26 protein-coding genes are annotated in these 26,650 nt (G+C 75.7%); 18 read left to right on the top strand and 8 right to left on the bottom strand.

Going from position 1 to position 26,650, the window contains the following annotated elements:
• Window position 1 precedes the first annotated feature (1 nt).
• Complete coding sequence (locus ACI79Z_RS08810) at window positions 2–601, top strand: NUDIX domain-containing protein (protein WP_387988046.1); 600 nt, start codon at window positions 2–4, stop codon at window positions 599–601.
• Between the two features lie 57 nt (window positions 602–658).
• Here the strand turns inward: ACI79Z_RS08810 and ACI79Z_RS08815 are convergent, their stop codons facing one another.
• Complete coding sequence (locus tag ACI79Z_RS08815; RefSeq protein ID WP_456902378.1) at window positions 659–1,330, bottom strand: hypothetical protein; 672 nt, start codon at window positions 1,328–1,330, stop codon at window positions 659–661.
• 48 nt (window positions 1,331–1,378) lie between these two features.
• Window positions 1,379–2,032, bottom strand: a complete 654-nt coding sequence (locus ACI79Z_RS08820; RefSeq protein WP_456902379.1) for a hypothetical protein — start codon at window positions 2,030–2,032, stop codon at window positions 1,379–1,381.
• 179 nt (window positions 2,033–2,211) lie between these two features.
• Here ACI79Z_RS08820 and ald point away from each other — a divergent pair, with 179 nt between their 5' ends.
• The 7 genes from ald to ACI79Z_RS08855 all read left to right on the top strand — a co-directional run bounded on the left by ald (window position 2,212) and on the right by ACI79Z_RS08855 (window position 8,651).
• The gene (gene ald / locus ACI79Z_RS08825; RefSeq protein WP_456902380.1) at window positions 2,212–3,327 is read left to right on the top strand and encodes an alanine dehydrogenase; all 1,116 of its coding nucleotides are present in this window, start codon (window positions 2,212–2,214) and stop codon (window positions 3,325–3,327) included.
• Between the two features lie 116 nt (window positions 3,328–3,443).
• A complete protein-coding gene (locus tag ACI79Z_RS08830) occupies window positions 3,444–4,361 on the top strand; it encodes a site-specific tyrosine recombinase XerD (protein ID WP_456902381.1) in 918 nt (305 codons plus the stop codon).
• Between the two features lie 199 nt (window positions 4,362–4,560).
• Complete coding sequence (locus tag ACI79Z_RS08835) at window positions 4,561–5,466, top strand: ParA family protein (RefSeq protein WP_456902382.1); 906 nt, start codon at window positions 4,561–4,563, stop codon at window positions 5,464–5,466.
• Window positions 5,463–5,957 carry a hypothetical protein gene (locus ACI79Z_RS08840; RefSeq protein ID WP_387988051.1) on the top strand — a complete coding sequence of 165 codons (495 nt, stop codon included), beginning with the start codon at window positions 5,463–5,465 and terminating at the stop codon, window positions 5,955–5,957. The genes ACI79Z_RS08835 and ACI79Z_RS08840 overlap by 4 nt, the downstream gene beginning before the upstream one ends.
• An 82-nt stretch (window positions 5,958–6,039) precedes the next feature.
• Window positions 6,040–6,885, top strand: coding sequence for a segregation and condensation protein A (locus tag ACI79Z_RS08845; RefSeq protein ID WP_387988052.1), 846 nt, complete (start codon window positions 6,040–6,042; stop codon window positions 6,883–6,885).
• Window positions 6,882–7,730, top strand: a complete 849-nt coding sequence (gene scpB / locus ACI79Z_RS08850) for an SMC-Scp complex subunit ScpB (protein ID WP_456902383.1) — start codon at window positions 6,882–6,884, stop codon at window positions 7,728–7,730. The genes ACI79Z_RS08845 and scpB overlap by 4 nt, the downstream gene beginning before the upstream one ends.
• A 54-nt stretch (window positions 7,731–7,784) precedes the next feature.
• Window positions 7,785–8,651: a pseudouridine synthase gene (locus ACI79Z_RS08855; protein WP_387988054.1), complete on the top strand. Its 867-nt coding sequence runs from the start codon at window positions 7,785–7,787 to the stop codon at window positions 8,649–8,651.
• 46 nt (window positions 8,652–8,697) lie between these two features.
• Here the strand turns inward: ACI79Z_RS08855 and ACI79Z_RS08860 are convergent, their stop codons facing one another.
• Together ACI79Z_RS08860 and ACI79Z_RS08865 are read right to left on the bottom strand one after the other, a co-directional pair.
• Window positions 8,698–11,043, bottom strand: a complete 2,346-nt coding sequence (locus ACI79Z_RS08860; protein WP_456902384.1) for a beta-xylosidase/alpha-l-arabinosidase — start codon at window positions 11,041–11,043, stop codon at window positions 8,698–8,700.
• Window positions 11,044–11,112: 69 nt separating this feature from the next.
• Complete coding sequence (locus ACI79Z_RS08865; protein ID WP_456902385.1) at window positions 11,113–12,120, bottom strand: LacI family DNA-binding transcriptional regulator; 1,008 nt, start codon at window positions 12,118–12,120, stop codon at window positions 11,113–11,115.
• Window positions 12,121–12,575: 455 nt separating this feature from the next.
• Between ACI79Z_RS08865 and ACI79Z_RS08870 the strand changes: the two genes are divergently transcribed.
• Genes ACI79Z_RS08870 through ACI79Z_RS08880 form a run of 3 tightly spaced genes read left to right on the top strand, consistent with a single transcriptional unit; the run spans window position 12,576 to window position 15,639 of the window.
• Window positions 12,576–13,760, top strand: a complete 1,185-nt coding sequence (locus ACI79Z_RS08870; RefSeq protein WP_387988057.1) for an extracellular solute-binding protein — start codon at window positions 12,576–12,578, stop codon at window positions 13,758–13,760.
• A 50-nt stretch (window positions 13,761–13,810) separates the two neighbouring features.
• The gene (locus tag ACI79Z_RS08875; RefSeq protein ID WP_387988058.1) at window positions 13,811–14,749 is read left to right on the top strand and encodes a carbohydrate ABC transporter permease; all 939 of its coding nucleotides are present in this window, start codon (window positions 13,811–13,813) and stop codon (window positions 14,747–14,749) included.
• Window positions 14,746–15,639, top strand: coding sequence for a carbohydrate ABC transporter permease (locus tag ACI79Z_RS08880; protein WP_456902386.1), 894 nt, complete (start codon window positions 14,746–14,748; stop codon window positions 15,637–15,639). Before ACI79Z_RS08875 ends, ACI79Z_RS08880 begins: the two co-directional genes overlap by 4 nt.
• A 1-nt stretch (window position 15,640) precedes the next feature.
• Here ACI79Z_RS08880 and ACI79Z_RS08885 read toward each other — a convergent pair whose 3' ends face one another.
• Window positions 15,641–16,849: an ROK family protein gene (locus tag ACI79Z_RS08885; protein ID WP_456902387.1), complete on the bottom strand. Its 1,209-nt coding sequence runs from the start codon at window positions 16,847–16,849 to the stop codon at window positions 15,641–15,643.
• A gap of 125 nt (window positions 16,850–16,974) precedes the next feature.
• Here ACI79Z_RS08885 and xylA point away from each other — a divergent pair, with 125 nt between their 5' ends.
• The 4 genes from xylA to ACI79Z_RS08905 are packed head-to-tail and all read left to right on the top strand — an operon-like array spanning window position 16,975 to window position 21,620.
• A complete protein-coding gene (xylA, locus tag ACI79Z_RS08890) occupies window positions 16,975–18,159 on the top strand; it encodes a xylose isomerase (RefSeq protein ID WP_387988061.1) in 1,185 nt (394 codons plus the stop codon).
• A complete protein-coding gene (xylB, locus tag ACI79Z_RS08895; protein ID WP_387988062.1) occupies window positions 18,159–19,568 on the top strand; it encodes a xylulokinase in 1,410 nt (469 codons plus the stop codon). Before xylA ends, xylB begins: the two co-directional genes overlap by 1 nt.
• A gap of 49 nt (window positions 19,569–19,617) precedes the next feature.
• Window positions 19,618–20,706, top strand: a complete 1,089-nt coding sequence (locus ACI79Z_RS08900) for an ABC transporter ATP-binding protein (RefSeq protein WP_387988063.1) — start codon at window positions 19,618–19,620, stop codon at window positions 20,704–20,706.
• Window positions 20,703–21,620, top strand: a complete 918-nt coding sequence (locus tag ACI79Z_RS08905; protein ID WP_456902388.1) for an aldose 1-epimerase family protein — start codon at window positions 20,703–20,705, stop codon at window positions 21,618–21,620. The genes ACI79Z_RS08900 and ACI79Z_RS08905 overlap by 4 nt, the downstream gene beginning before the upstream one ends.
• 15 nt (window positions 21,621–21,635) lie before the next feature.
• Here ACI79Z_RS08905 and ACI79Z_RS08910 read toward each other — a convergent pair whose 3' ends face one another.
• The 3 genes from ACI79Z_RS08910 to ACI79Z_RS08920 all read right to left on the bottom strand — a co-directional run bounded on the left by ACI79Z_RS08910 (window position 21,636) and on the right by ACI79Z_RS08920 (window position 23,762).
• Window positions 21,636–21,890, bottom strand: a complete 255-nt coding sequence (locus tag ACI79Z_RS08910; protein WP_456902389.1) for a hypothetical protein — start codon at window positions 21,888–21,890, stop codon at window positions 21,636–21,638.
• Window positions 21,887–22,225 (bottom strand): hypothetical protein, encoded by a 339-nt coding sequence (locus tag ACI79Z_RS08915; RefSeq protein ID WP_456902390.1) that lies wholly within the window; start codon window positions 22,223–22,225, stop codon window positions 21,887–21,889. The genes ACI79Z_RS08910 and ACI79Z_RS08915 overlap by 4 nt, the downstream gene beginning before the upstream one ends.
• A 133-nt stretch (window positions 22,226–22,358) precedes the next feature.
• Window positions 22,359–23,762 carry an FAD-binding oxidoreductase gene (locus tag ACI79Z_RS08920; protein WP_456902391.1) on the bottom strand — a complete coding sequence of 468 codons (1,404 nt, stop codon included), beginning with the start codon at window positions 23,760–23,762 and terminating at the stop codon, window positions 22,359–22,361.
• A 338-nt stretch (window positions 23,763–24,100) separates the two neighbouring features.
• On the opposite strand from ACI79Z_RS08920, the gene aroH reads away from it, so the two are divergent.
• The 3 genes from aroH to der all read left to right on the top strand — a co-directional run bounded on the left by aroH (window position 24,101) and on the right by der (window position 26,645).
• Entirely contained in the window at window positions 24,101–24,463 is a 363-nt protein-coding gene (gene aroH / locus ACI79Z_RS08925; RefSeq protein ID WP_456902392.1) for a chorismate mutase, read from the top strand.
• Between the two features lie 140 nt (window positions 24,464–24,603).
• Window positions 24,604–25,302, top strand: a complete 699-nt coding sequence (cmk, locus tag ACI79Z_RS08930; RefSeq protein WP_456902393.1) for a (d)CMP kinase — start codon at window positions 24,604–24,606, stop codon at window positions 25,300–25,302.
• On the top strand, window positions 25,299–26,645 hold the full coding sequence (gene der / locus ACI79Z_RS08935; protein ID WP_387988070.1) for a ribosome biogenesis GTPase Der: 1,347 nt from the start codon (window positions 25,299–25,301) through the stop codon (window positions 26,643–26,645). Before cmk ends, der begins: the two co-directional genes overlap by 4 nt.
• The last annotated feature ends 5 nt before the right edge of the window (window positions 26,646–26,650 follow it).

Raw genomic sequence — 26,650 nt, forward strand, 5'->3', positions numbered from 1 at the left:
GGTGACCGAGCCGGCCGCCGACGGCGACTACCGCGTCCTCGACAGCGAGACGGTCTACGAGGGGCGGGTCATCTCGCTGGTCAAGGACACCGTCGCCATGCCCGGCGGCGGCGACAGCGTGCGCGAGGTGGTCCGCCACCCGGGCGCGGTCGCCGTCGTCGCGCTGGGCGACGACGGGCAGGTCGTGCTGCTCCGGCAGTACCGGCACCCGGTCGGCGGCTACCTGTGGGAGCTGCCCGCCGGCCTGCGCGACGCCGACGGCGAGCCGCCGCTGGAGACCGCGAAGCGGGAGCTGGCCGAGGAGGTGCGCATGGCCGCCGAGCGGTGGTCGCTGCTCACCACCAGCTTCAGCACCCCGGGCTTCTGCGACGAGCTGGTGCTGGTCTACCTCGCCGAGGGCCTGTCCGACGTCGACCGGCCCGAGGGCTTCACCGTGGAGCACGAGGAGCTCGACATGACCGTCGAGCGGGTGCCGCTGGACGACGCCGTGCAGTGGGTGTTCGACGGGCGGATCCGCAACGCCGCCGCCGTCATCGGCCTGCTCGCCGCCGCCCAGCACCGCGCCGCCGGCCCACGCCTGCGCCCCGTCGACGCCACCTGACGGACCCTCTCGCCCCCACCGCTCGCGCGCTCGCGGCGGGACCCTGCAAGGGGGCCGTCACGCGATGACGACGGGGCTGGACCAGCCGACCTGCTCGTACTCGGTGACCTGCGTGCCGGCGTCGAGGACGAGCTCCTCGAGCCAGAAGACGTAGGGGACGCCGCTGGTCAGCCCGCCGATGCCCGCGGTCACCTCGCCGCAGTCGCCACGCTGCCCGACGGTCACCTGCGGCGGCGCCGGCTGCGGGCCGGGGACCAGCTGCTGGCCGACCGCCGTCACCCGGTAGCCCTGCACCGACTCCCGGCCGTCGGCCTGCCAGCTCACCGTCGCCGACCCCACCCCCGGGACGACGCCCGGCGGCACCTGGCGCAGGCCGCCGTAGCCGCCGCACTGCGCGGGCGGCGGCGTGGTCTGCAGCGGCTCGCCGCGCGGGACCAGCGGGCTCGGCACCTCGACGTGCAGCCGGCGCGGCACCGGCAGCGCGAGCACCGGGGCGTCGACCACCGGCCCGGGCGCCGCCGCGACCGGCTGCGGCGCGTCGGCCACGCGGGCGGGCTCCGGGCCGTCGGCGGCGCCCGCGTCGCGGAACGGCGCCCAGGACGCGGTCACCTGCGCGGCGAGGTCCGTGGCCGGTGCCGACAGCACGACCAGCCCCACCGCCGCCACGGCGGCCACCCGCCCGGCGATCCCGCCGGCTGACGGGCCCCGCCGCCGTCTCGCTCGTCCCACGGTCACCTCCCGGCTCGGGAGGTGACATCGGCACCGGTGGCCGCGTCCTCAACCCGAGAGCGGCGGCGCGGTGGCGCCGGAGCCCGCCGCGTCCGGGACGGGCAGCCGCAGCCCCAGCCGCCCGGCCTCCAGCGCGGCCAGCGCCCGCACCGCGGCGGGGTCGCCGGCCCGCCAGGCCGCGCCGGTCCCCGGCGGCAGCGCGGCCAGCCGGGGGAGCGGGGCGGTGGCGACGGCGCGGGCGGCGAGCAGGTGCAGGTCCGGGTCGAGGCCGCCGACCAGCCGCTCCACCGCCGTCGCCTCCTGCACCCAGCGCAGCCGCCACGGCAGCCAGCGCAGCAGCAGCCAGCCCACCGGCAGCACCACGAGGACGACGGCGAGGAGCAGCGCGAGCGTGCCGACGGCGTCCTGCGCCGCCTGCCCGGCGCCCCGCACGGAGCCCGCGGCGTCGCCGAGCGCGTCGAACGGGGAGGACAGCTCGTCGCCGACCACCGGCACGTCCTGCGCGGCGTCGGCGGCCGCGCCCATGCTGTCGGCGACCGACGTCCCGAGGTCCTCCACCGCCCGGCCGGGCGCCGCCAGCGCCAGCACCGCCCCGTGCACCGCGCGCGCCACCAGCACCCACAGCACGGCCCAAGCCAGCAGTCCGGCGTCGGCCGCCACCTGGCGCAGGCGGGCGTCGGGTCGGGCGGCGTACAGGCGCATCAGCGGGTCCTCCCGGGGGTTCGGCGACGCGTTCCGGCCCCCGCCATCGTCGGCGCTGCGCGCGGTCCCGGCAGCGCGGGAGCGGCCAGGCTCTAGGGTCCGGAGTGAGCTCCCTCACCCGGAGCGGACGGCAGGCGCGGGCCGACGACCTCGGCCCGGTCGAACATCCAGGAGTGGTCATGCGCGTCGGGGTGCCCCGCGAGGTCAAGAACAGGGAGTACCGGGTGGCGTTGACCCCGGCCGGGGTCACGGAGCTGACCCGGGCCGGGCACACGGTGCTCGTCGAGCAGGGCGCGGGGGAGGGCAGCTCCATCCCCGACGCCGACTACACCGCCGCCGGCGCGCGGATCGTCGCGAGCGCCGACGACGTGTGGGCCGACGCCGACCTGCTGCTCAAGGTCAAGGAGCCCGTCGAGGAGGAGTACGGGCGGCTGCGCGCCGGGCAGACGCTGTTCACCTACCTCCACCTGGCCGCCTCGCGGGCGTGCACCGAGGCGCTGGTCGCCTCCGGCACCACCGCGATCGCCTACGAGACCGTGCAGACGGCCGGCGGCGCGCTGCCGCTGCTCGCGCCGATGAGCGAGGTCGCCGGGCGGATGGCGCCGCAGGTCGGCGCGCACAGCCTCGAGCGCGCGCACGGCGGCCGCGGGGTCCTGCTCGGCGGGGTGTCGGGCGTCTACGCGGCCAAGGTCGTCGTCATCGGCGCCGGGGTGTCGGGCATGAACGCCGCGACCATCGCCCTGGGCATGCAAGCCGAGGTCGTCGTCCTCGACCGCGACGTCGACAAGCTGCGCGCAGCCGACCGGGTCTACCGCGGCCACCTGCAGACGGTGACCTCCAACGCCTACGAGGTCGAGCGCGCCGTCCTCGACGCCGACCTGGTGATCGGCGCGGTGCTGGTCCCCGGCGCCAAGGCGCCCACGCTGGTGAGCAACGAGCTGGTCAGCCGGATGAAGCCGGGGTCGGTGCTCGTCGACATCGCCGTCGACCAGGGCGGGTGCTTCGAGGACTCCCGTCCCACGACACACGACGACCCGACCTTCCGGGTGCACGAGTCGGTGTTCTACTGCGTGGCGAACATGCCCGGCGCCGTCCCGAACACCTCCACGCACGCGCTCACCAACGTGACGCTGCCCTACGTCATGGCCCTGGCCGAGCAGGGGACGCGGGCGGCCGTCGCCGCGGACCCGGCGCTGGCGCACGGCGTCAACGTCGTCGCCGGGCAGGTGACCCTGTCCGAGGTGGCCGAGGCGCACGGGATGACCGCCGTGCCCTGGGAGGAGGTCCTGTCCTGACGACAGCGACGGGAGCGCCGCAGCGGGGGGCGAGCGAGGAGCGGACCGGCGCGCGGGGCCTGGCCGGGGGACGGGGCCCGACGACGACGCCGGGTGCCGGTCCCGACGTCGAGCGCGTGGTCGGCGGCTACCTCGACCACCTCGCCGTCGAGCGCGGCCTGGCCGCCAACACCATCGCCTCCTACCGGCGCGACCTGCGCCGGTACGCGCGGTTCCTCGCCGACGCCGGGGTGCGGGGCCTCGGGGAGGTCGCGGAGAGCGACGTCTCCGGGTTCCTCGCGGCGCTGCGGGCCGGCGACGACGAGCACCCGCCGCTGTCGGCCACCTCGGCCGCGCGCGCCGTCGTCGCCGTCCGCGGGCTGCACCGCTTCGCGCTGCTCGACGGGCTGGTGCCCGGCGACGTCGCCGCGGAGGTCCGGCCGCCCGCGCCGGCGCGGCGGCTGCCCAAGGCCATCCCGGTCGAGGCGGTGGTGACGCTGATCGAGGCCGCGGGGTCGGTGGAGGGCCCGCGCGGGCTGCGGGACCGGGCGCTGCTCGAGGTGCTCTACGGCACCGGCGCGCGCATCTCCGAGGCGGTCGGCCTCGCCGTCGACGACCTCGACCGCGGCCAGGCCGTGGTGCGGCTGGCCGGCAAGGGCGGCAAGGAGCGGATCGTCCCGGTGGGCAGCTACGCGCTGCGCGCCGTCGAGGACTACCTGGTGCGCGCCCGCCCGGCGCTGGCCGCGGCGGGGAGGGGCGGCGTCCGGGGCGGGCGGCTGTTCCTCAACGCCCGCGGCGGGCCGCTGTCGCGGCAGAGCGCCTGGGCGATCCTGCGGTCGGCGGCCGAGCGGGCCGGGCTGGACCCCGACCACGTCTCGCCGCACACGCTGCGGCACTCGTTCGCCACCCACCTGCTCGACGGCGGCGCCGACGTCCGCGTCGTGCAGGAGCTGCTCGGCCACGCGTCGGTGACGACGACCCAGGTCTACACGCTGGTCACCGTCGACAAGCTGCGCGAGGTGTACGTCAGCAGCCACCCGAGGGCCCTGTCCTGACGAGGGCGGGGGCGCCCGTCTGGCAGGTCCTGCCCACGGCTACCCGCCGGTACTCCGGAACCTGGGCGACATCCGCCAGCAACCGGCGTGTCCCGTGGATCGTTCGTGGTGATCTCCCTACCGTCGGGGAGGACCCGAGCGGACCGGGCCGGCCGAGACCGCGGCCGGCTCCGCCGGGGAGCACGGAGGAGTGGCACTCATGGCGATCCGAGGGGACGTGGCCGGGCAGGCCCTCGCACTCCCGGCCGACGGCGGGGAGATGGGTGCGGCCGCCTCGAAGCTGGACCCCGCCCGCGCGCGGCAGCGCAAGCTGCCCGAGCCGCCGCCGCTGACCCAGCACGGCCCGGCGCGGGTCATCGCGATGTGCAACCAGAAGGGCGGCGTCGGCAAGACGACGTCGACGATCAACCTGGGTGCCGCGCTGGTCGAGTACGGCCGCAAGGTGCTGCTGGTCGACCTGGACCCGCAGGGTGCGCTGTCGGTCGGCCTGGGTGTCCCCTCCCAGCAGCTGGACCGCACGATCTACAACGCCCTCATGGAGCAGCGGACCACGCTGGCCGACGTCCGCGTGCCCACCGACGTCCCGGGCCTGGACCTGGTGCCGAGCAACATCGACCTCTCCGCCGCCGAGGTGCAGCTGGTCAGCGAGGTCGCCCGCGAGCAGACGCTGCTGCGCAAGCTGGCCGACGTCCGCGACGAGTACGACTACGTCCTCATCGACTGCCAGCCGTCGCTGGGCCTGCTCACGGTCAACGCCCTGACCGCGGCGCACGGCGTGGTCATCCCGCTGGAGTGCGAGTTCTTCTCGCTGCGCGGCGTGGCGCTGCTGGTCGACACGATCGACAAGGTGCGCGAGCGGCTCAACCCCGAGCTGGAGATCTCCGGGATCCTCGCCACGATGTACGACACCCGGACCGTGCACTGCCGGGAGGTGTTCAGCCGGGTGGTCGAGGCCTTCGGCGACACCGTGTTCCAGACGGTCATCCAGCGCACCGTGCGCTTCCCGGAGACGACCGTCGCCGGCCAGCCGATCACCACCTGGGCGCCGACCTCGTCGGGTGCGGCCGCCTACCGCGACCTGGCCAAGGAGGTCATCGCCCTGTGACGCGTCGCCCCGTCCTCCCCGGCGCGGCCGAGCTGTTCCGCCGCACCGACGTGCCGCAGGCGGAGGTCACCGAGCTGCCGAGCGTGAGCTCGGCGGTCAGCTCCCCGGCGCTGCGGGGTTCCCGCCGCGCGGCGGAGACGGCCCCCGACGACGAGTCGCCCGCCCCGCTCACACTGGTCCCCGGCGGCGCGCCGGCCGACGCGCTGGCCGCCTTCCGCGCGCCGGCGCCGGCTCCCGCCCCCGGCGCCCGCACCCGGGGCAAGCCCGCCCGGGCGGCGGGCAACGGCCGCACCCGGCACGACGAGAAGATCACCGTCTACCTCTCCGCCGAGGAGCTGCTGGCGCTGGAGAGCGCCCGGCTCACGCTGCGCGCCCAGCACGGCGTGGCCGCCGACCGCGGCCGCATCGTGCGCGAGGCGATCGCGGTGCTGCTCGCCGACCTCGAGGAGCAGGGCGAGGACTCGGTGCTCGTCCGCCGCCTGCGCGGCTGACGGAGGCGCCCCGTGCCCCCCGCCGCGCACACGCTCGTGGCGGGCCCCTGCACGGAGGCCAGGGCGCATACGCTTGCTCCCCGTGAGCGGTGAGGTGCAGGCGGTGGCGGAGCGCCCGGCGGAGCCGGCGCGCTTCACCGTGCGGCTCACCAACTTCGAGGGCCCGTTCGACCTGCTGCTGCAGCTGATCGGCAAGCACCAGCTCGACGTCACCGAGATCGCCCTGTCGGTGGTCACCGACGAGTTCATCGCTCACCTGCGGGCGCTCGGCGACGAGCTCGACCTCGACCAGGCCAGCGAGTTCCTCGTCGTCGCCTCCACCCTGCTCGACCTCAAGGCCGCGCGGCTGCTGCCCGCCGCCGAGATCGAGGACGAGGAGGACCTCGAGCTGCTCGAGGCCCGCGACCTGCTGTTCGCCCGGCTGCTGCAGTACCGCGCCTACAAGCAGGCCGCCGCGTTCCTCCGCGAGCGCGAGACCGTCGCCGCCGGCCGGTACCCCCGCGAGGCGCCGCTGGAGCCGCGGTTCGCCGAGCTGCTGCCCGAGGTGCTGCTCGGCGTCACCCCCGAGCGGTTCGCCGCGCTCGCCGCGAAGGCGCTCACGCCGAGGGAGCCGCCGACCGTCGGCGTCTCGCACCTGCACGCGCCGCCGGTGAGCGTGGCCGAGCAGCTGCTCGCCGTGCGCACCGCGCTCATCGGTGCCGGGACGCTCACCTTCCGCGCGCTGACCGCCGAGTGCGGCTCGACCCTGGAGGTCGTCGCCCGCTTCCTCGCGCTGCTGGAGCTCTACCGCCAGCAGCGGGTCACCTTCACCCAGCTGGCGCCGCTGGGGGAGCTGCACGTGCGGTGGACCGGCCCGGTGCCCTCCGGTCCCGCCGACCCGGCCGCGGAGGACCCCGCCGACGACGTCGCGACGGAGGACCTGCCGTGAGCGACCGGCCGGAGGAGCAGGAGCCGGACGGGCGGGGGGTGGAGGGGCGGGGCCCGATCTCCTGGGAGACCCTGGCCGCCGAGCTCGAGGCCACCCGCGAGCGGGACCCCGACCGCCCCGACGCGGCCGACCCCGCGGTGTGGGACGCCGTCGCCGCGGAGCTCGCCGCCCGCGTCGCCGAGCGGCCGGCGCCGGGTCACGACGACGTCCCGCCGGTCCCCGAGGAGCCGCTGGTCCTCCCGGGGATGCCGGAGCCGGCGCCGGCACCCGAGCCGGAGCCGGAGGTGGCGCTCGACCCGGCGGAGCTGCGCGGCGGGCTGGAGGCGCTGCTGTTCGTGGCCGACGGGCCGGTCGACGAGGCGACGCTGGCCGGCGCGCTCCGCTGCCCGGTCGCCCGGGTGCGCACCGCGCTGGCCGACCTCGCCGCCGACCACGACGCCCGCCGGTCCGGCATCACGCTGCGCCGGGTGGGGGAGGGCTGGCGGTTCTACACCCGCGAGGAGTTCGCCCCCGTCGTCGAGCGGCACCTCGCGGAGGGGCAGCGGACCCGGCTGACCCAGGCGGCGCTGGAGACCCTCGCCGTCATCGCCTACCGGCAGCCGGTGACCCGCGCGCGGGTGTCGGCGATCCGCGGGGTCGGCGTCGACGGCGTCATGCGCACCCTGCTCGCCCGCGGCCTGGTCGCCGAGGTCGGCACCGACCCCGACAGCGGCGGCGGCCTCTACGGCACGACGCCGCTGTTCCTCGAGCGGCTCGGGCTCACCGGCCTCGACGAGCTCCCGCCGCTGGCGCCGTTGCTGCCCGACCCCACCGCGCTGGCCCGGGAGGAGGACCCGGACCGGTGAGCGTCCTCCCGCACCGACCGGCTCCCGCCGCGGGGGTGGGAGACTGGGCGCGACATGGACACCGCACCGCACAGCGACGAGTACACCGACCCGGACGAGACCCCCGGCACACCCGGCGGTGAGGGCTGGTCGGAGGACATGGAGCTCGCCCCGGCCCACCCCGGCGACCGCGAGCCGTCCGCCGCGCCGGAGGAGCGCGAGGGGGAGCGGCTGCAGAAGGTGCTCGCCCGCGCCGGCGTCGGCTCCCGCCGCGTCTGCGAGGAGATGATCGACCGCGGCCGGATCAGCGTGAACGGCCGCGTCGTCACCGTGCAGGGCATGCGGGTCGACCCGCACACCGACAAGATCGCCGTCGACGGCCGGCGGATCGAGCTGCGCGACGACCGGGTCACCTACGCGCTGAACAAGCCGGCGGGCGTCATCACCGCGATGAGCGACGACCGGGACCGGCCCACCGTCGGCGACATGATCGGCGACCTCGCGCCCGGGCTGGTGCACGTCGGCCGGCTCGACCAGGACACCGAGGGCCTGCTGCTGGTCACCAACGACGGCGAGCTGGCGCACCGGCTGGCGCACCCCTCCTACGAGGTGAGGAAGACCTACCTGGCGCAGGTGTCCGGGTCGATCCCGCGCGACCTGCACCGCCGGCTGCGCGCCGGGATCGAGCTCGACGACGGCCCGGTGAAGGTGGACGCCTTCCACGTCGTGGACACCCACGCCGGCCAGTCGGTCGTCGAGGTCGTGCTGCACGAGGGGCGCAAGCACATCGTCCGGCGGCTGCTGGCCGCGGTGGACCTGCCGGTGTCCCGGCTGACCCGCACCGCGATCGGGCCGATCTCGCTGCAGCGGATGCGCAGCGGCTCGATCCGCCGGCTCACCCGCCAGGAGGTCGGCGCGCTCGAGGAGCTCGTCGGCCTCTAGCCGGCCGCGGCCCGCCCCCCGGGGCGGGGGGACGGGCCGCGGGCGGTCAGAGCGCGGTGATCTCGACCGGGGTGGACAGCACCCGGTCCGGCCCGACGACCCGGTCCGGCCCGGTGAGCCGCACCGTCGCCCGCAGCCGCAGGTCCTCGCTGGAGGCGCCGACGGCGAGCTGCACCTCCCCGGCCTCGACCACGCGGCGCAGGTCCCGCCCGGTGAACGACGCCCGGTCGGCGTGCAGGCGGAACGTCACCCGCGCCGCGGCGCCGGCGTCGAGCTCCACCCGGGCGAAGCCGACCAGCCGGCGCAGCGGCTGCACCACGCTGGCCACCGGGTCGGACAGGTACAGCTGCACCACCTCCGCACCCGCGCGGGCGCCGGTGTTGCGGACCGTGCAGGAGACGGTCAGCTCGCCGTCGGTGGCCCACTCCTCGCCGGACACCGCGAGGTCGGACCAGTCGGCGGTCGTGTAGCCCAGCCCGTGGCCGAACGGGAACAGCGGCGTCGGGTCGGCCGAGCTGATCCCGCCGGCGCGGCCGAGGGTGGGCGCCAGGTAGGTGGCCGGCGACCCGCCCGGCCCGCGCGGCACCGACACCGGCAGCCGGCCCGAGGGGTTGACCCGGCCGCTGAGCACGCCCGCGACCGCGCCGGCGCCCTCCTCGCCGGGGAAGAACGCCTGCACGACGGCCGCGGCCCGGCCGGCGACGTCGCCGAGGGCGTAGGGCCGGCCGGTGAGCAGCACGACGACGACCGGGGTGCCCGACTCCAGCAGCGCGTCGAGCAGCTCGCCCTGCACGCCCGGCAGCCGCAGGTCGGCGGCGTCGCAGCCCTCGCCGGAGGTGCCGCGGCCGAACAGGCCCGAGCTGTCGCCGACCACGGCCACGCACACGTCGGCGTCGCGGGCCGCGGCCACGGCGGCGTCGAAGCCGCTGCGGTCGGGCTCCTGCACCGGGCAGCCCGGGGCGGTGGTGACCTCGGCGCCGGTGAACTCGGCGCGGACGGCGTCGAGCAGCGTGGGCACCTCCAGGCCCACCGGCACGTCGGGGTGCTGCGGGCCGACGTGGTTGGGGAAGGCGTAGCAGCCCATGAGGGACAGCACGGAGTCCGCGCACGGGCCGACGACGGCGATCCGCCGCGGCGCCGCCAGCGGCAGGGAGCCGCCGGGGTTGTCCAGCAGCACCACCGACCGCTCGGCGAGCACGCGGGCGATCTCGCGCAGGTGCGGCGGGTCGAAGTCCAGCGGCTCGCCGCTGCGCAGCGCCTCCGGCTCGGGGTCCCAGCCGGCGTCGAGCAGGCCGAGCTCGCCCTTCTGCCGCAGCACCCGCTCCACCGCGCGGTCGACCAGCGCCTCGGGCACCTCGCCCGACCGCACCCGCTCCAGCAGCGGCGCGCCGTAGCAGCGGACCGTCGGCAGCTCGACGTCGACACCGGCGGCCAGCGCCTGCGCGGCGGCCTCGCCGGGGGAGCCGGCGACGTGCTGGGTGGTCTCCAGGAACGAGACGCCGAAGTAGTCGGCGACCACGACGCCGTCGAAGCCGAGGGTCCCGCGCAGCAGGTCGGTGAGCAGCGCCGGGTCGGCGGCGGGCGGGACGCCGTCGACGGCGGCGTAGGAGTGCATCACCGAGCGGGCGCCGCCCTCGCGCAGCGCCGTCTCGAACGGCGGCAGCAGCAGGTCGGCGAACTCGCGCGGGCCCAGCCGCACCGGGGCGTGGTTGCGCCCTGCGCCCGAGGCGGAGTAGCCGGCGAAGTGCTTGAGGGTGGCGACGACGCCGGTGTCCTCCAGGCCGCGGACGTAGGCGGTGCCCAGCGCGGCGACGAGGTACGGGTCCTCGCCGATCGTCTCCTCGGTGCGGCCCCAGCGGGCGTCGACGGTCACGTCGAGGACCGGCGCGAGCCCCTGGTGCACGCCGATGCGGCGCATGAGCCCGCCGATGCCGGCCGCCATCGCGTGCACGGTCACGGGGTCGAAGGAGGCCCCCCAGGCCAGCGGCGTCGGGAACACGGTCGCCTGCCAGGCGGCGAGCCCGGTCAGGCACTCCTCGTGCGCGACGGCCGGGATGCCCAGCCGCGAGCCCTCGACGATGCCGCGCTGGGTGCTGGCCAGGACGCGGGCGCCGGTGAGCGGCTCGACCGGCACGGTGCCGAACACGCGGGTCAGCTGCCCGAGGCCGGGCCGGGTGAGCTCCTCCCACGGCGGGAGCGGCTCGGAGAACTCGTGCTGGTTGGGGGCGACGTCCTCACCCTCGCCGATCGTCGTCCACACGCCGTAGAGCTGGGCGACCTTCTCCTCGAGGGTCATCTGGGCCATCAGCTCGCGCACCCGCACGTCCAGCGGCCGGGACGGGTCCCGCCAGTCGCCGGTGGCGGGTGCGTCGAGCAGGGATCGGTCGGTCACGGGGCGGCTCCAGACGTGCGGGGAGGAGCCGGACGGCGCGGGCCGCCCGGCCGGTGTGCGGGGACGGGGTCAGGGACGGCGGGCCGTGGAGGCGCGCGGGACGAGCGAGGTGGCCAGCTCCACCCGCTGGCTGGTCAGCTCCCGGCCGCTGACCAGGTCGAGCAGCATGCGCCCGGCCATCCGGCCCATGTCGGCCAGCGGCTGGCGCACGGTGGTCAGGGGAGGGGAGGACCAGCGGGCCATCGGCAGGTCGTCGAAGCCGACGACGGACAGGTCCCCCGGCACCGACAGGCCCGCCTGGCGGGCGGCCTCGAGGACGCCGAAGGCCTGCTCGTCGCTCCCGGCGAAGACCGCCGTCGGCGGGTCGGGCAGCTCGAGCAGCTCGCGGGCCCGCTCGTAGCCGCCGTCGTGGTGGAAGTTGCCGTGGCGCACCAGCGCCGGATCGGCCGGGATGCCGGCGCGGTCGAGCGCGGCGCGGTAGCCGTCGATGCGCGCCCGGCTGCACAGGTAGTCCTCGGGACCGCCGATGACCGCGATCCGCCGGTGCCCCAGCTCGACCAGGTGCTCGGTCGCGGCCATGCCGCCGGACCAGTTGGTGGCCCCGACGCTGGGCACGTCGGGCCCGGGCATGTCGACCGGGTCGATGACGACGACCGGGAGGTGGGAGCGGCCCAGCCGGCGCTGGTCGGCGGCGGTGATGCGCGAGGTGACGACGATGGCGCCGCGGCGGCCACCGGCGATCAGCGAGCGGACCCAGTCGCCGTCCTGCGGCCGCGCCGCGAGCGAGTCGACGACGATCTCCAGGCCGCTCTCGGTGACGCCGCGCAGCAGCTCGACCGCCCAGGGGCTGTCCAGCGCGGTGAACACGACGTCGACCAGCGGGCTCTCCGGCTCGGGGACCGCGCGGCGGGTGACCGGCACGTAGTCGTACTGGTCGAGGAGGGCCAGCACCCGCTGGCGGGTGGCGGGGGCGACGTCGGTCTTGCCGTTGACGACCTTCGACACGGTGGGCAGCGACACGCCTGCCGCCGCGGCGATGCTCGCCAGGGTCGGGCGGCCTGCCGTCTGCTCGGACACGCGGGGTCCTCCTGGGTCGCCGGTCGCCGGCGGCCGGTGTGCCCGCCGGGGTGCCGTCCAGCCTGGCGTCCCGGGGTGGGCCGGAGGAGGGCCCCGGCGGCGGTGCCGGACGAATGTGAGCGGGAACGCTATCGAAACATCTCCGAAACCGCCAGCCCCGCTCATCCCTGCTGGTCAGTCCGCGCGTGCGTCGGGACGCCCCTGGAGGGCGGGAAGATCGCCCGCGGCGCGTCTGTGGCGGGCGCGTTGACAGCGCCGGTGACGTGGCTTACGTTCTCGCACCACTCCGAAACTTTCGGTTTTCAACGTCGAAACAGAAAGGCGGCGATGGGATGTCATCCCGGCGTCTGACCCGCGGAGCCGCGTCTGCCGGCGCGCTCCTCCTCGCAACGAGCCTGGCCGCCTGCGGCTCCTCCGGCCCCGGCGGAGGCGGTGGCGGCGGCGACACCGCGCAGGTGTGGGCCCTGCAGGACACCGTCCTGAACCCGATCGAGGAGTCCTCGGTCTCCCGGTTCAACGAGACCAGTGAGGCGGGTGACGCCGAGCTGACGACGTTCGGCAACGACCCGTACAAGCAGCGGCTGCGCGTGGCCCTGGGCTCGCCCGAGGCCCCCGACGTCTTCTTCAACTGGGGCGGCGGCAACCTCAAGGAGTACGTCGACGCCGGCGCGGTGGAGGACCTCACCCCGCTGCTGGAGGAGGACACCGAGCTCCGCGACTCGTTCATCCCGAGCGTCCTCGAGGCCGCCCAGCTCGACGGCAAGTACTACGGGATCCCGATGCGCGGCGTGCAGCCGGTCGCGCTCTTCTACAACAAGCAGGTCCTCGACGCCGCCGGCGTCCAGGTCCCGCAGACCTGGGACCAGCTGCTGGCCGCCGTCGACGCCCTCAAGGCCAGCGGGGTCACCCCGATCGCGCTGGCCGGCTCGCAGTCCTGGACCGAGCTGATGTGGATCGAGTACCTGCTCGACCGCGTCGGCGGCCCGGAGGTCTTCCAGGCCATCCGCGACGGCGAGGACGGCGCGTGGGAGAACCCGGCCGTCCTGCAGTCCCTGCAGATGGTCACCGACCTGGTCGACCGCGGCGCCTTCGGCGACGACTTCGCCTCCGTCGGCTACGACGTCGGCGGCGCGTCGACGATCCTCGCCCAGGGCGACGCCGGCTTCCACCTCATGGGGTCCTGGGAGTACGTCAACCAGCTCGGCCAGAGCCCCGAGTTCGTCGAGGCGGGCGACCTGGGCTGGGCACCGTTCCCGGCCGTCGAGGGCGGCGCCGGTGACCCGGCCAACGTCGTCGGCAACCCGACCAACTTCTACTCGGTGGCCGCGGACTCCGACCAGAAGGACACCGCGCTGGAGTACGTGTCGACCGCGCTCAACGACGAGCAGTACGTCGAGGACCTCGTGGCGGCCGGCGACGTGCCGGCGGTGACCGGCGTCCGCGAGCAGCTGGAGGCCGGGGACAACGCCGACTACACGACCTGGATCTACGACCTGGTCGAGGGCGCGCCGAACTTCCAGCTGTCCTGGGACCAGGACCTGCCCGCCGAGCAGTCCACGGAGATGCTGACCGAGCTGCAGCGCCTCTTCCTCGGTGAGCAGACCCCCGAGGGCTTCGTCGCCGCGATGTCCGCGGCCTGACGGTCCGACACCACCGCACCACCGCTCCACCACACGGCAGGGGAACCGGCATGGCAGGAAGCACCCTCGTGACTCCCGCGGAGAACCCGGCGCCGCCGGCGCCGCGGGGGCGGTCCACCGGGACGCGGGAGCGTCCCTCGGGCTGGTACCTGGCACCCGCGCTGGCCTTCTTCGGGTTCTTCGCGGTCCTGCCGATGCTCCTGGTCGTCTACCTCAGCTTCACCGACTGGGACGGCTTCGGGTTCCCGCAGCCGTCCGGGGCGGCGAACTGGGAGCGCCTGGTCGCCGACGGCGAGGCGCGCGACGCCCTGCTGCTCACCCTGCTGTTCATGGTGGCCTCCTGGGCCGTCCAGACCCCGATCGCTCTCCTGATCGGGGTCTGGGCGGCCGGGCGGCAGCGCAACCGCGCCGTGCTCAGCTCGCTGTTCTTCCTGCCCCTGCTCCTGTCGACGGCGGCCATCGCGCTGCTGTGGGCCTCGGTGCTCGACCCGAACTTCGGGGTCACCCAGGCGCTGCCGTTCCTCGACCGGTTCAACTTCCTCGGCGACACCGAGATCGTCATCTACACCGTGGTCTGGGTCGTCTCCTGGCAGTACGTCCCGTTCCACACGCTGCTCTACCAAGGCGCGGCGCGGCAGATCCCGCACAGCCTCTACGAGGCGGCCACCATCGACGGCGCCGGCCGCTTCCGCCAGTTCTTCACGATCACGCTGCCGCTGCTGAAGTACACGGTGATCACCTCCAGCGTGCTCATGCTGGTCGGCTCGTTCACCACCTTCGACACGATCCTCATCCTCACCGGGGGCGGTCCCGGGACGACGACCCGCATCGCGCCGCTGTACATGTACATCACCGGCTTCAGCGGCTTCGAGTTCGGCTACGCCAGCGCGATCGCGGTGCTGCTGCTGGTGCTCGGCGCCGGCCTGTCCCTCTTCGTCACCCGCATCACCGGCTTCCGGGCCATGCAGAGCCAGCAGGAGGGCCTGTGACCGCCACCGCGCTGCCCACCACCGGCGCGGCCCCCGCGCCCGCCCGCCCGCGCCGCCGGGGCCGCCGGGGCCGCCGGGAGCGCCCCAACGTCCTGGCCGGCGTCCTGTCCCTGGTCTGGCTGGTGCTGGTCGCCGTCCCGCTGTACTACCTGGTCTCGGGGAGCCTGCGGACCCGGCAGGACTACCTGTCGGACAACCCGCTGGTCCCGCCGTCGAACCCGACGCTGGACAACTACCGGACCGTCTTCGAGGGCGGGTTCACGACCTACCTGCTCAACACGGTCGTCGTGACGATCGCGACGGTGGCGATCGTCGTCGGGCTGACCCTGCCGGCGGCCTACGCGGTGGCCCGCAACGCCGGCCGGTTCGTGCAGCGCGGCTTCTCGCTCATGCTCGTCGGCCTGGCCATCCCGGCGCAGGCGGCGATCATCCCCGTGTACCTGATGATCACGCAGATGCGCCTGTACGACACCCTGCTGGCGATCATCCTGCCGACGGCGGCCTTCGCCATGCCGGTGGCGCTGCTGGTGATGGTCAACAGCCTGCGCGACATCCCCGGCGAGCTGTACGAGGCGCAGACCCTCGACGGCGCCGGTCCGTTCGCCGTGCTGCGCCACCTGGTGCTGCCGCTGGCCAAGCCGGCGATCACCACGGTGTCGGTGTTCACCTCGCTCACCGCCTGGAACGGCTTCCTGTTCCCGCTGGTGCTCACCCAGTCCGAGGACAACCGGGTGCTCACCCTGGGCCTGTGGGACTTCCAGGGCCAGTTCGGCACCAACGTGCCCGGACTGCTCGCGGCCGTGACCCTGTCGGTGGTGCCGATCTTCGTGCTCTACCTGGTCGGCCGCCGGTACCTGCTCAGCGGCCTCACCGCCGGCTTCGGCAAGTAGCTCAGTGCGGTCGCAGCCAGCGCGCGGGGTCGGCGACCACGCCGGCCAGCGCGCGCAGCGCCGCCCCGGTCGCCCCGGCGGCCGGGGCGGCGAGCGCGGCCTCCACCCGCGGCCGGCGCCAGCGGGCCGACAGCACCCGCCGGCCCAGCGTCTCCTCGAGTGCCGGGCACAGCTGTGCGGCCAGCTCGCCGAGGTGGCCGCCGAGCACGACGGTCGGCACGTCGAGCACGTTGAGCACGCCGGCCAGCGCCACGCCCAGCGCCCGGGCGGCGCCGTCGACGGCCGCGCGGGCCGCGGGGTCGCCGTTGGCGGCGCGGCGGGCCAGCTCGCCGGGGCCGGTGTCGCGGGGCAGCCCGGCGGCGGCCAGCAGCGCGTCGCGGCCGGCGTACTGCTCCAGGCAGCCGGTGGACCCGCAGCGGCAGGCCGGCCCCGCGGGGTCGACGCACACGTGGCCCATCTCGCCGGCCCAGCCGGAGCTGCCGCTCACCACCCGGCCGTCCATGACGGTCGCGCCGCCGACGCCGATCTGCCCGGACAGGTAGACGAAGTCCCGGTGCGGCCCCGGCCGGCCGGGCGCGGTCTCGGCGACCGTGCGCGCGGCCAGGTCGGCCTCGTTGCCCAGGACCAGCTCCGCGGGCAGCGGCGGGCCGAGCAGCTCGGCCGGGCGCAGGTCGGACCAGCCGAGGTTGGGCGCGCGCAGCAGCACGCCGGCGTCGACGTCGACGATGCCGGGCAGCGCGAGGCCGGCGCCGGCGACCCGGGCGCCGTCGGGCAGCCCGTCGAGCAGGCCGGCGGCGAGCCGGCCGAGCCGGGCGAGGGTGGGGCCGGGGTCGCTGCCGCGGAAGTCGCCGGGCTCGACCCGCTCGCCCACCACCCGGCCGCGCAGGTCCAGCACCCGGCCGGCGAGCAGGCCGGCGTCGGCCTGCAGGCCGAGGGCCACGACCCGCGCGCCGGGGGCCAGCGGCGTGGCCGGGCGGCCGCGGCGGCCCGACGGCGCGGCCTCGACCTCGTCGAGCAGGCCGCCGGCCACGAGGTCGTCGGCCAGCCGGGCGGCGGTCGCGCGGGTCATCCCGGTGGCCGCCGCGACGTCGGCGCGCGAGGGTGGGGTGGTGGCGGAGCACACCGTCCGCAGCACCAGCGCGAGGTTCGCCGGCCGGGCGGTCGAGGGCCGCGCGCGAACCGTCTCGGGGCTCGTCACGGGCTCGGACACGGGGTTGAGGTTAGCTGTGACGTGCATTATGTTCTAGTCCGAAACAAAATCAGCGCCGCTCCGCCGGCCACCGGCCTGTGCGCATCCCCGCACGGCCTCCCCGTCGAGTTCCCGGGAGGAACCCCATGACGCAGCCCACCCGTGAGGACAGGTTCTCGTTCGGCCTCTGGACGGTCGGCTGGACGGCGCGCGACCCGTTCGGCGAGGCCACCCGGCCCGAGCTGGACCCGGTCGAGAGCGTCCACAAGCTCGCCGAGCTCGGCGCCTACGGCGTCACCTTCCACGACGACGACCTGATCCCCTTCGGCAGCGACGACGCCGCCCGCACCCAGCGGATCGACGCGTTCAAGAAGGCGCTGGCCGACACCGGCCTGGTCGTGCCGATGGTGACCACCAACCTGTTCACCCACCCGGTGTTCAAGGAGGGCGGGCTCACCGCCAACGACCGCGGCGTCCGCCGGTTCGCGATGCGCAAGGTCATGCGCAACATGGACCTCGCCGCCGAGCTCGGCGCGCAGACCTACGTGCTGTGGGGCGGCCGCGAGGGCGCCGAGGTCGACAGCGCCAAGGACCTCAAGGCCGCGCTCGACCGCTACCGCGAGGGCATCGACACCCTGGCCCAGTACTCCGAGGACCGCGGCTACGGCCTGCGCTTCGCCCTGGAGCCCAAGCCCAACGAGCCCCGCGGCGACATCTTCCTGCCGACCATCGGCCACGCCATCGCCTTCATCAACACCCTCGAGCACGCCGACCTGGTGGGCGTGAACCCCGAGGTCGGGCACGAGCAGATGGCCGGCCTGAACTACACGCACGGCATCGCCCAGGCGCTGTGGCAGGGCAAGCTCTTCCACATCGACCTCAACGGGCAGAAGGGCCCGCGCTACGACCAGGACCTCGTCTTCGGTCACGGCGACCTGCTCTCCGCCTTCGCCACCGTCGACCTGCTGGAGAACGGCTTCCCGTCCGGCGGCGCCCGCTACGAGGGCCCCCGCCACTTCGACTACAAGCCGCTGCGCACCGAGGACGGCAAGGGCGTCTGGGAGTCGGCCGCCGCCAACATGCGCACCTACCTGCTGCTCAAGGAGCGGGCCGCCGCGTTCCGCGCCGACCCGGAGGTGCAGGAGGCCCTCGCCGACGCCGCCGTGCCCGAGCTCGCCCAGCCGACCCTCGGCGACGGCGAGACCTACGAGCAGCTGCTGGCCGACCGCTCGGCGTTCGAGGACTTCGACGCCGCGGCCGCCGGCGCCCGCCGCGGCGGTCAGGTCCGCCTGTCGCAGCTGGCCCTCGAGCACCTGCTCGGCGCCCGCTGATGGCCCTGGTCGCGGGGGTCGACACCTCGACCCAGGCCTGCAAGGTCGTCGTCCGGGACGCGGCGTCCGGTGCCCTTGTGCGCGAGGGCCGGGCGCCGCACCCCGAGGGCACCGAGGTGGCCCCCGCGGCCTGGGCGGCCGCGCTGGAGCAGGCGGTGGCGCAGGCCGGCGGGCTCGACGACGTCGCCGCCGTCGCCGTCGGCGGCCAGCAGCACGGCATGGTCTGCCTCGACGGTGACGGCAGGGTCGTGCGCGACGCCCTGCTCTGGAACGACACCCGCTCCGCCGGCGCGGCCGCCGACCTCACCCGTGAGCTCGGCGGCCCGCAGGCGTGGGCCGACGCCGTCGGCCTGGTGCCGGTGGCGTCGTTCACCGTCACCAAGCTGCGCTGGCTGGCCGAGCACGAGCCGGCCAACGCCGAGCGCACCGCCGCGGTCTGCCTGCCGCACGACTGGCTCACCTGGGTGCTCGCCGGGCAGCCGGGTCTGGGCGCGCTGGTCACCGACCGCGGCGACGCCAGCGGTACCGGCTACTGGTCGGCCGCGACGGGGGAGTACCGGCCCGACCTGCTGGAGCGCGCCTTCGGCAGCACCCCGGTGCTGCCGCGGGTGCTCGGCCCGGCCGAGGCGGCCGGGACGGTGGCGTGGGCGGGCACCACCGGCGCCGTGCTCGGCCCGGGCACCGGCGACAACGCCGCCGCGGCGCTGGGCCTGGCGGCCGAGCCCGGCGACGTCGTCTGCTCGATCGGCACCTCCGGCGTCGTCTCGATCGTCTCCACGACCCCGGCCGCCGACCCCAGCGGCGCCGTCGCCGGGTTCGCCGACGCCACCGGCAACTACCTGCCGCTGGTGGCCACGCTCAACGCCGCCCGCGTCCTCGACGCCACGGCGCGGCTGCTCGGCGTCGACCACGCCGAGCTGTCCCGGCTGGCGCTGTCGGCCCCGGCCGGCGCCGGCGGCCTGGTCCTCGTGCCCTACCTGGAGGGCGAGCGGACGCCGGACCGCCCCGACTCGACCGGCGCGCTGCACGGCCTGACCCTGGCCACCTCCACCCCGGCCTCGCTCGCCCGCGCCGCCGTGGAGGGGTTGCTGTGCGGCCTCGCCGACGGCCTCGACGCCGTCCGCGCCACCGGCGCGGAGGTGCGGCGGGTGTTCCTCGTCGGCGGCGGCGCCCGCTCGGAGGCGGTCCGCCGGATCGCCCCCGCCGTCCTCGGCGTGCCGGTGCTCGTGCCGCCGCCGGGGGAGTACGTGGCCGACGGCGCCGCCCGCCAGGCCGCCTGGGTGCTGTCCGGCGCGGCCGCTGCACCCGAGTGGCCGCGGCCGGGCACCGAGGTGCACGAGGCCGACCCGACCCCCGCCGTCCGCGAGCGCTACGCCGAGGTCCGCGACCTCACCGCGAACCGGATCTGATCCACCCCGAACCACCGGCACCGTCGCCGTACCCCCGAGGAGCACCCCCATGGCCACCGTCACCTACGACTCCGCGACCCGGATCTACGCCGGGGCGGACCGGCCGGCCGTCGACGCGCTGGACCTGCAGGTCGAGGACGGCGAGTTCCTCGTCCTGGTCGGCCCGTCCGGCTGCGGCAAGTCCACGTCGCTGCGGATGCTCGCCGGCCTCGAGGACGTCGACTCCGGCCGCATCCTCATCGGCGACCGCGACGTCACCGACCTGCCGGCCAAGGCCCGCGACATCGCGATGGTCTTCCAGAACTACGCGCTCTACCCGCACATGACCGTGGCCGACAACATGGGCTTCGCGCTCAAGATGGCCAAGATCGGCAAGGCCGAGATCGGCGAGCGGGTGCGCGAGGCGGCCAAGCTGCTCGACCTCGAGCAGTACCTGGACCGCAAGCCGCGCGCGCTGTCCGGCGGCCAGCGCCAGCGGGTGGCCATGGGCCGGGCGATCGTCCGCAAGCCGCAGGTCTTCCTCATGGACGAGCCGCTGTCCAACCTCGACGCGAAGCTGCGCGTGCAGACCCGCACCCAGATCGCCCAGCTGCAGCGGCGCCTGGGGATCACCACGGTCTACGTCACCCACGACCAGACCGAGGCGATGACCATGGGCGACCGCGTGGCGGTGCTCAAGGACGGCCTGCTCATGCAGGCGGGCAAGCCGCGCGAGCTCTACGACCGGCCGCGCAACGTCTTCGTCGCGGGCTTCATCGGCTCCCCGGCGATGAACCTCGTCGAGCTGCCGGTGGCCGACGGCGGCGTCCGGTTCGGCGACACCGTCCACCCCGTCGAGCGCGAGGTGCTCGGCCGGGCGGCCGCCGACCGGGTGGTGCTCGGCGTCCGGCCCGAGGACCTCGAGGTCGGCGAGCACGGCATCCCGGTGGAGGTCGACGTCGTCGAGGAGCTCGGCGCCGACGCCTACGTGTACGGCCATGCCCTCCTGGACGGGGCGGACCTCGACGGGACCCGGCACACCGTCACCGTCCGGGTCGACGGGCGCCGCCCGCCGCTCAAGGGCGACCGGGTGCACGTCACGCCGCGCGCCGGGCACGTGCACCTGTTCTCCACCGTCGACGGCGAGCGGCTCGGGTGAGCCTCCCGCCCACCGGCGAGCAGCACGTCCTCCGCCGCGGGGACGCCGAGGCCGTCGTCGTCGAGGTCGGCGGCGGCCTGCGCACCTACCGGGCCGGCGGCCGCGACGTCGTCGACGGCTACGACGTGGCCGAGATGGCCGCGGACGTGCGCGGGCACGTGCTCGCGCCCTGGCCCAACCGGCTGCGCGACGGCGTCTGGTCCTGGGACGGCGTCCGGCACGTCACCCCGGTGACCGAGCCGGAGCGGGGGACGGCGATCCACGGCCTGGTGCGGCACGTGCTCTGGCGGGTGCTCGACCGGGCCGAGGACCGGGTGGTCCTCGGGTACGTGCTGCACCCGCAGCCGGGCTACCCGTTCACCCTGCGGCTGCAGGTGGCGTGGGAGCTCACCGACGACGGCCTGCGGGTGACCACCACCGCCACCAACGAGGGCGGCACCGACCTGCCCTACGGCGAGGGCCACCACCCCTACCTCGCCGCCGGCCCGGGGCTGCGGGTCGACGACTGCACCCTCACCCTCCCCGCGGCCACCCGGCTGCTGACCGACGACCGGCTGCTGCCGGTCGGCCGCGAGCCGGTGGAGGGGACGCCGTTCGACCTGCGCGCCGGACGGCGGGTCGGCGACCTGGTGGTCGACGACTGCTTCACCGACCTCGCCCGCGACGCCGACGGCCTCGCCGAGGTGCGGCTGGTCCGCCCGGACGGCAGCGGCGCCGCGGTCTGGATGGACGCCTCCTACGGGCACCTGCAGGTGTTCACCGGCGACGTCGTCGAGCCGCCGTCGCGCCGCCGGCACGGGCTCGCCGTCGAGCCGATGACCTGCCCGCCGGACGCGTTCCGCTCCGGCGAGGCGGTGCGGCGGCTGGCGCCGGGGGAGTCCACGACCGGCACCTGGGGCATCCGCCCGCTCTGACCGCCGGGGCGCGGGTCAGGCCGTCAGCGCGAGGCAGATCCAGCACAGCGGATCGCCGGCGTCGTCCCGGTCCTCGGGCCAGGACCACACCGCCGGGTCGAGCAGCGTCACCGGGGCCAGGCACACCGACCGGCCGACCAGCAGGCCGTCGCCGCCCACCGCGTGCAGGCGGCCCATCGGCAGGTCCAGCGACTCCCCGCCGCACTCGAGGGGGCGCACCGCGTCCGCGCCCATCGTCCAGTGCTCGTGGCGCCGCGTCTCCGCGCTCACCGGAGGACGAGGCGCTCGCCGGCGGGCATCCGGCGGGCGAGGTCGGCGAGCAGCGCCCGGGCGTCGTCGGCGACGGTGGCCGCGTCGAGTCGCACGACGACCTGCCGGTGGCCCAGCCGCCGGAGCCCGGTCACGGTCCGGCACAGCGCCTCGGCGCCGATCCGGTCGAGCCGGCCGCGGACGCTGATGACGCCGGTGGTCCGGTCGGTGCGCGCGGTGGACAGCGGGGGCAGCGGCCGGGCCCCGGGCTCGGGTGCCCGCTGGGTCGCAGGCGGTCCCGAGGGGACGCGCCGTCGGCAGGGACGGGTGCGGCGGTGGGCCTCTTCTCGACTCACCCCCCGACCGTGACGAATCCGTCCGAAACGTCCCAGGGCCCTAGGTCCCTGGGGCAGGCGTGTCCGCCGTGGGCCGACACGCAAGGGGCGCGGCCCGTCACGGTCCGCTGTGGGGGCGGGCCGGGCGGCGGGGTCAGGCAGTGCGCGGACGCGGCGGCGGCACCGGGCTCGGCGGGACGTTCTGGTTGAGGTGGAACAGGTTGTCCGGGTCGTAGCGGCGCTTGACCTCGGTCAGCCGGGCGTGGTTCGCGCCGAGGTCCTCGGCCGCACGGGGCGCGTCGTCCGCCGAGGCGAAGTTGGTGTAGCCCCCCGGCTCGGTGTACGGCCGCAGCGCGGCGAAGTAGTCGCGGACCCAGCGGATCATGCGCTCGTCGTCCGCGGGGTCGGCCCACATGCCGGCGATGTTGGCCACGTAGCGGGCGTCCCGGTGCCCGAAGGCGGTCGCGTCGCTCGCCACCTCCCGCGGCGCGCCGTCGAGCGTGTACAGGTGCATCGTCCCGGTGACCACCGGCAGGCGGGCCCCGTGCTCGACGTGCACCGCGATCGCCTCGTCGGGCAGCTCGGTGACGAAGGCGTTCTTCCAGTAGCTCCGCGTGCCCGGTGGGAGCAGCGGGTCGAACAGCGCGTTGACGGCCGGGTAGGGCATCGGGGCCACCATCTCCGCGGCCGGCGGCGCGACACCGCGGATCCCGGCGATGAACCGCTCGCCGTCGGCCGGGTCCCCCGTCCAGCAGGAGACGACGACCGCGAAGGGCTCGCCGACGCGGTCCTCCGGGATGAACGGCAGCGGGGGCGCCAGGTGCATGGCGGGATAGCCGCCGTACTCGCGCGGTGCGGCGGAGATCGTGTCCCGGAAGTGCGCGAACACCGCCGGTCCGTCGGTGAGCTCGAAGAACTGCAGGCCGACCAGGACGATCTCCGGGATGGCGTGCAGCCGGTACGTGAACTCGGTGACGACGCCGAAGTTGCCGCCGCCGCCGCGCAGCGCCCAGAACAGGTCCGGGTGCTCGTCCTCGCTGGCGGTGAGCTGCTCGCCGGCGGCGGTGACCACGCGGGCGGAGAGCAGGTTGTCGCAGGTGAGCCCGTGCGCGCGGTTCAGGTAGCCGATCCCGCCGCCGAGCGTGAGGCCCCCGATCCCCGTGGTCGAGATGATCCCGCCGGGCGTGGCCGTGCCGTGGGCCGCGGTGACGTCGTTGAGCCGTCCCCAGGTCGTGCCGCCCCCGGCCCGGGCGGTGGCCGCCGCGTCGTCGACGTCGACGTGCTGCATCGGGGACAGGTCCGCCACGATCGCGCCGTCCCGCGTCCCGAACCCGGCCACGCTGTGGCCGCCGCCGCGGACGGCGAGCTCCATCCGCTGGTCCTGCGCGAGCCGGACGACGGCGACGACGTCGTCGGCGGTCGCGCAGCGGACGACCGCTGCGGGGTGCGCGTCGATCGCCCCGTTCCACACCCGCCGGGCCTCGTCGTACCCCGCGTCCCCGGGCCGGATCACCTGCCCGGTCACCCGGTCGGCCAGTGTCGTCAGTGCCTGGGTCATGGCTGCTCCTCGAGGACTCGAGTCGCACGCGCCGCGGGCTGAGCACGCGCCGGTCGCGGCGGCGACCCTAGTCCCGTGCGCCGCCGTCCGGGGGCCTGGAGGAGCGCCCCGGGAGGGGCACCGTCCGGGGCGGCGTGCCCTCCCCGCCCGTCGCCGCGCGGCCACCGCCGGTCCTCTCCGGGGTCGCCGTCATCACCGGCTCCCGGAGGAGCCGAGCGGGCCGCGGCGCCCCGGGCGACGTCGGGTGCGGTCACCGGCGACCGGGAGGTGGCGCGGGGTACCTAGACTCGACCGGGCACCCCTGATCCGGGAGCCGGGACCGAACGAGGAGGGTGCACGTGGCCGTACGGGCCATCCGGGGCGCGACACAGGTGGACGCCGACGAGCGCGAACAGGTCCTCGAGGCCACCCGGGAGCTGGTGAGCACCGTGGTCGAGCGCAACGGCCTCCACCACGACGACATCATCAGCATCCTGTTCACCGCGACCCCGGACCTGGTCTCGGAGTTCCCGGCGCTGGCCGCGCGCGAGCTCGGGATGGGCGACGTGCCGCTGATGTGCGCCACCGAGATCGGCGTGCCGCACGCGCTGCCGCGGGTGCTGCGGCTCATGGCGCACGTGGAGACCGAGCGGCCGCGCGGGGACATCCAGCACGTGTACCTGCGGGGTGCCGTGGCGCTGCGACGGGACATCGCGCAGTGAGCGAGCGTCAGCGAGCGGAGACCACTGCGCGGAGCGACAGCGCAGTGAGCGAGCGTCAGCGAGCGGAGACCACTGCGCGGAGCGACAGCGCAGTGAGCGAGCGTCAGCGAGCGGAGACCACTGCGCGGAGCGACAGCGCAGTGAGCGCGCGGGGGTTCCGGGGGCAGGTGACCCTCGACGGGCCGTCGGGCACGGGCAAGTCCAGCGTCGCGCGCGCGGCGGCGACCCGGCTGGGCGCGGCCTACCTCGACACCGGTGCGATGTACCGGGCCGCGACCGTGGCCGTCCTCGACGCCGGCGTCGACCCCGAGGACGCCGACGCGGTGGCCCGCGTGGTCGCCGGCGCGCGCATCGAGGTGGGGACCGCGGCGGACACCGAGCGGGTGGAGGTCGACGGCACCGACGTCGCGGTGCGGATCCGCGGCGCCGAGGTGACCCGCAACGTCTCGGCGGTCTCGGCGGTGCCCGCAGTGCGCCGGCAGCTGGTCGACCAGCAGCGCGCCCTGGTGGCCGCCGCCGACGCCGTCGTCGTCGAGGGCCGGGACATCGGCACCGTGGTGCTGCCGGACGCGACCGTGAAGGTCTACCTGACCGCCGCGCCGGAGGCGCGCGCGCAGCGGCGGGCCGCGCAGCTGGGGCTGACCACCCCGGACGAGATCGCCGGCCTGGCCGCCGACCTGCGCCGCCGGGACGAGTACGACAGCAGCCGCGCGGACAGCCCGCTGCGGCCGGCCGCCGACGCGGTGGTCGTGGACAGCACCGACCTGGACCGGGAGGGCGTCGTCGACCGCATCGTCGAGCTGGCGCTCTCGGCGGTCGGTGCGGGGGAGAGGGCATGAGCGAGGAGGGCACCGGCGGCCCGCTGCCGGTGGTGGCGATCGTCGGCCGGCCCAACGTGGGCAAGTCGACGCTGGTCAACCGCGTCCTGGGCCGGCGCGCCGCGGTGGTGCAGGACGTCCCCGGGGTCACCCGGGACCGCATCTCCTACGAGGCGCTGTGGAACGGCCGGCGGTTCACCGTCACCGACACCGGCGGCTGGGACCCGAAGGCCGAGGGGCTGGGCGCGTCGATCAGCCGGCAGGCCGAGCACGCCATGCGCACCGCGGACGTCATCGTGTTCGTCGTCGACAGCCAGGTGGGCGCCACCGACACCGACCTGGCCGCCGCGCGCATCCTGCGGCGCAGCGACCGGCCGGTGATCGTCGTCGCCAACAAGGTCGACGACGAGCGCAGCGAGGCCAACGCCGCCGAGCTGTGGTCGCTGGGCCTGGGCGAGCCGCAGCCGGTCAGCGCGCTGCACGGGCGGGGGAGCGGTGACCTGCTCGACCTGGTGCTCGACGCCCTGCCCGAGGCGCCGCGCGAGCAGCCCGAGGAGGGCGGCCCGCGGCGGGTGGCGCTGGTCGGGCGGCCCAACGTGGGCAAGTCCAGCCTGCTCAACCGGCTGGCCAGGGAGGAGCGCTCGGTCGTCGACTCGGTCGCCGGCACCACCGTGGACCCGGTCGACTCGATCATCACCCTCGGCGGTGAGGAGTGGCGGTTCGTCGACACCGCGGGGCTGCGCCGCAAGGTGAACACCGCCAGCGGCACCGAGTACTACGCCAGCCTGCGCACCGAGGCCGCCATCCAGGCCGCCGAGGTCGCCGTCGTGCTGCTGGCCGCCGACGAGGTGATCAGCGAGCAGGACCAGCGGGTCATCACCCAGGTCATCGAGGCCGGGCGCGCGCTGGTCATCGCGTTCAACAAGTGGGACACCCTCGACGAGGACCGGCACGCCCAGCTCGAGCGCGAGATCGAGCGAGACCTCGCCCGCGTCAGGTGGGCCAGTCGGGTCAACATCTCGGCTGCCACCGGCCGCGGGATCGGCAAGCTGCCCGACCACCTGCACGCCGCGCTCGCCTCGTGGGAGACCCGGGTGCCGACGGCGGAGCTCAACGCCTACGTCCGGCAGCTGGTGCAGGAGACGCCGCCGCCGGCCCGCGGCGGTCGCGCACCGAAGATCAAGTACGTGACGCAGGCCGACGTCCGGCCGCCGCGGTTCGTCGTCTTCTCCACCGGGTTCCTCGAGGCCGGCTACCGCCGGTTCCTCGAGCGCAAGCTGCGCGAGCGGTGGGGCTTCCAGGGGACGCCGCTGGACATCTCGGTGAAGGTCCGCGAGGGCCGGGGGAACGACCGGCGCGGCTGACCGCG

Source organism: Geodermatophilus sp. SYSU D00663 (genome assembly GCF_054050655.1).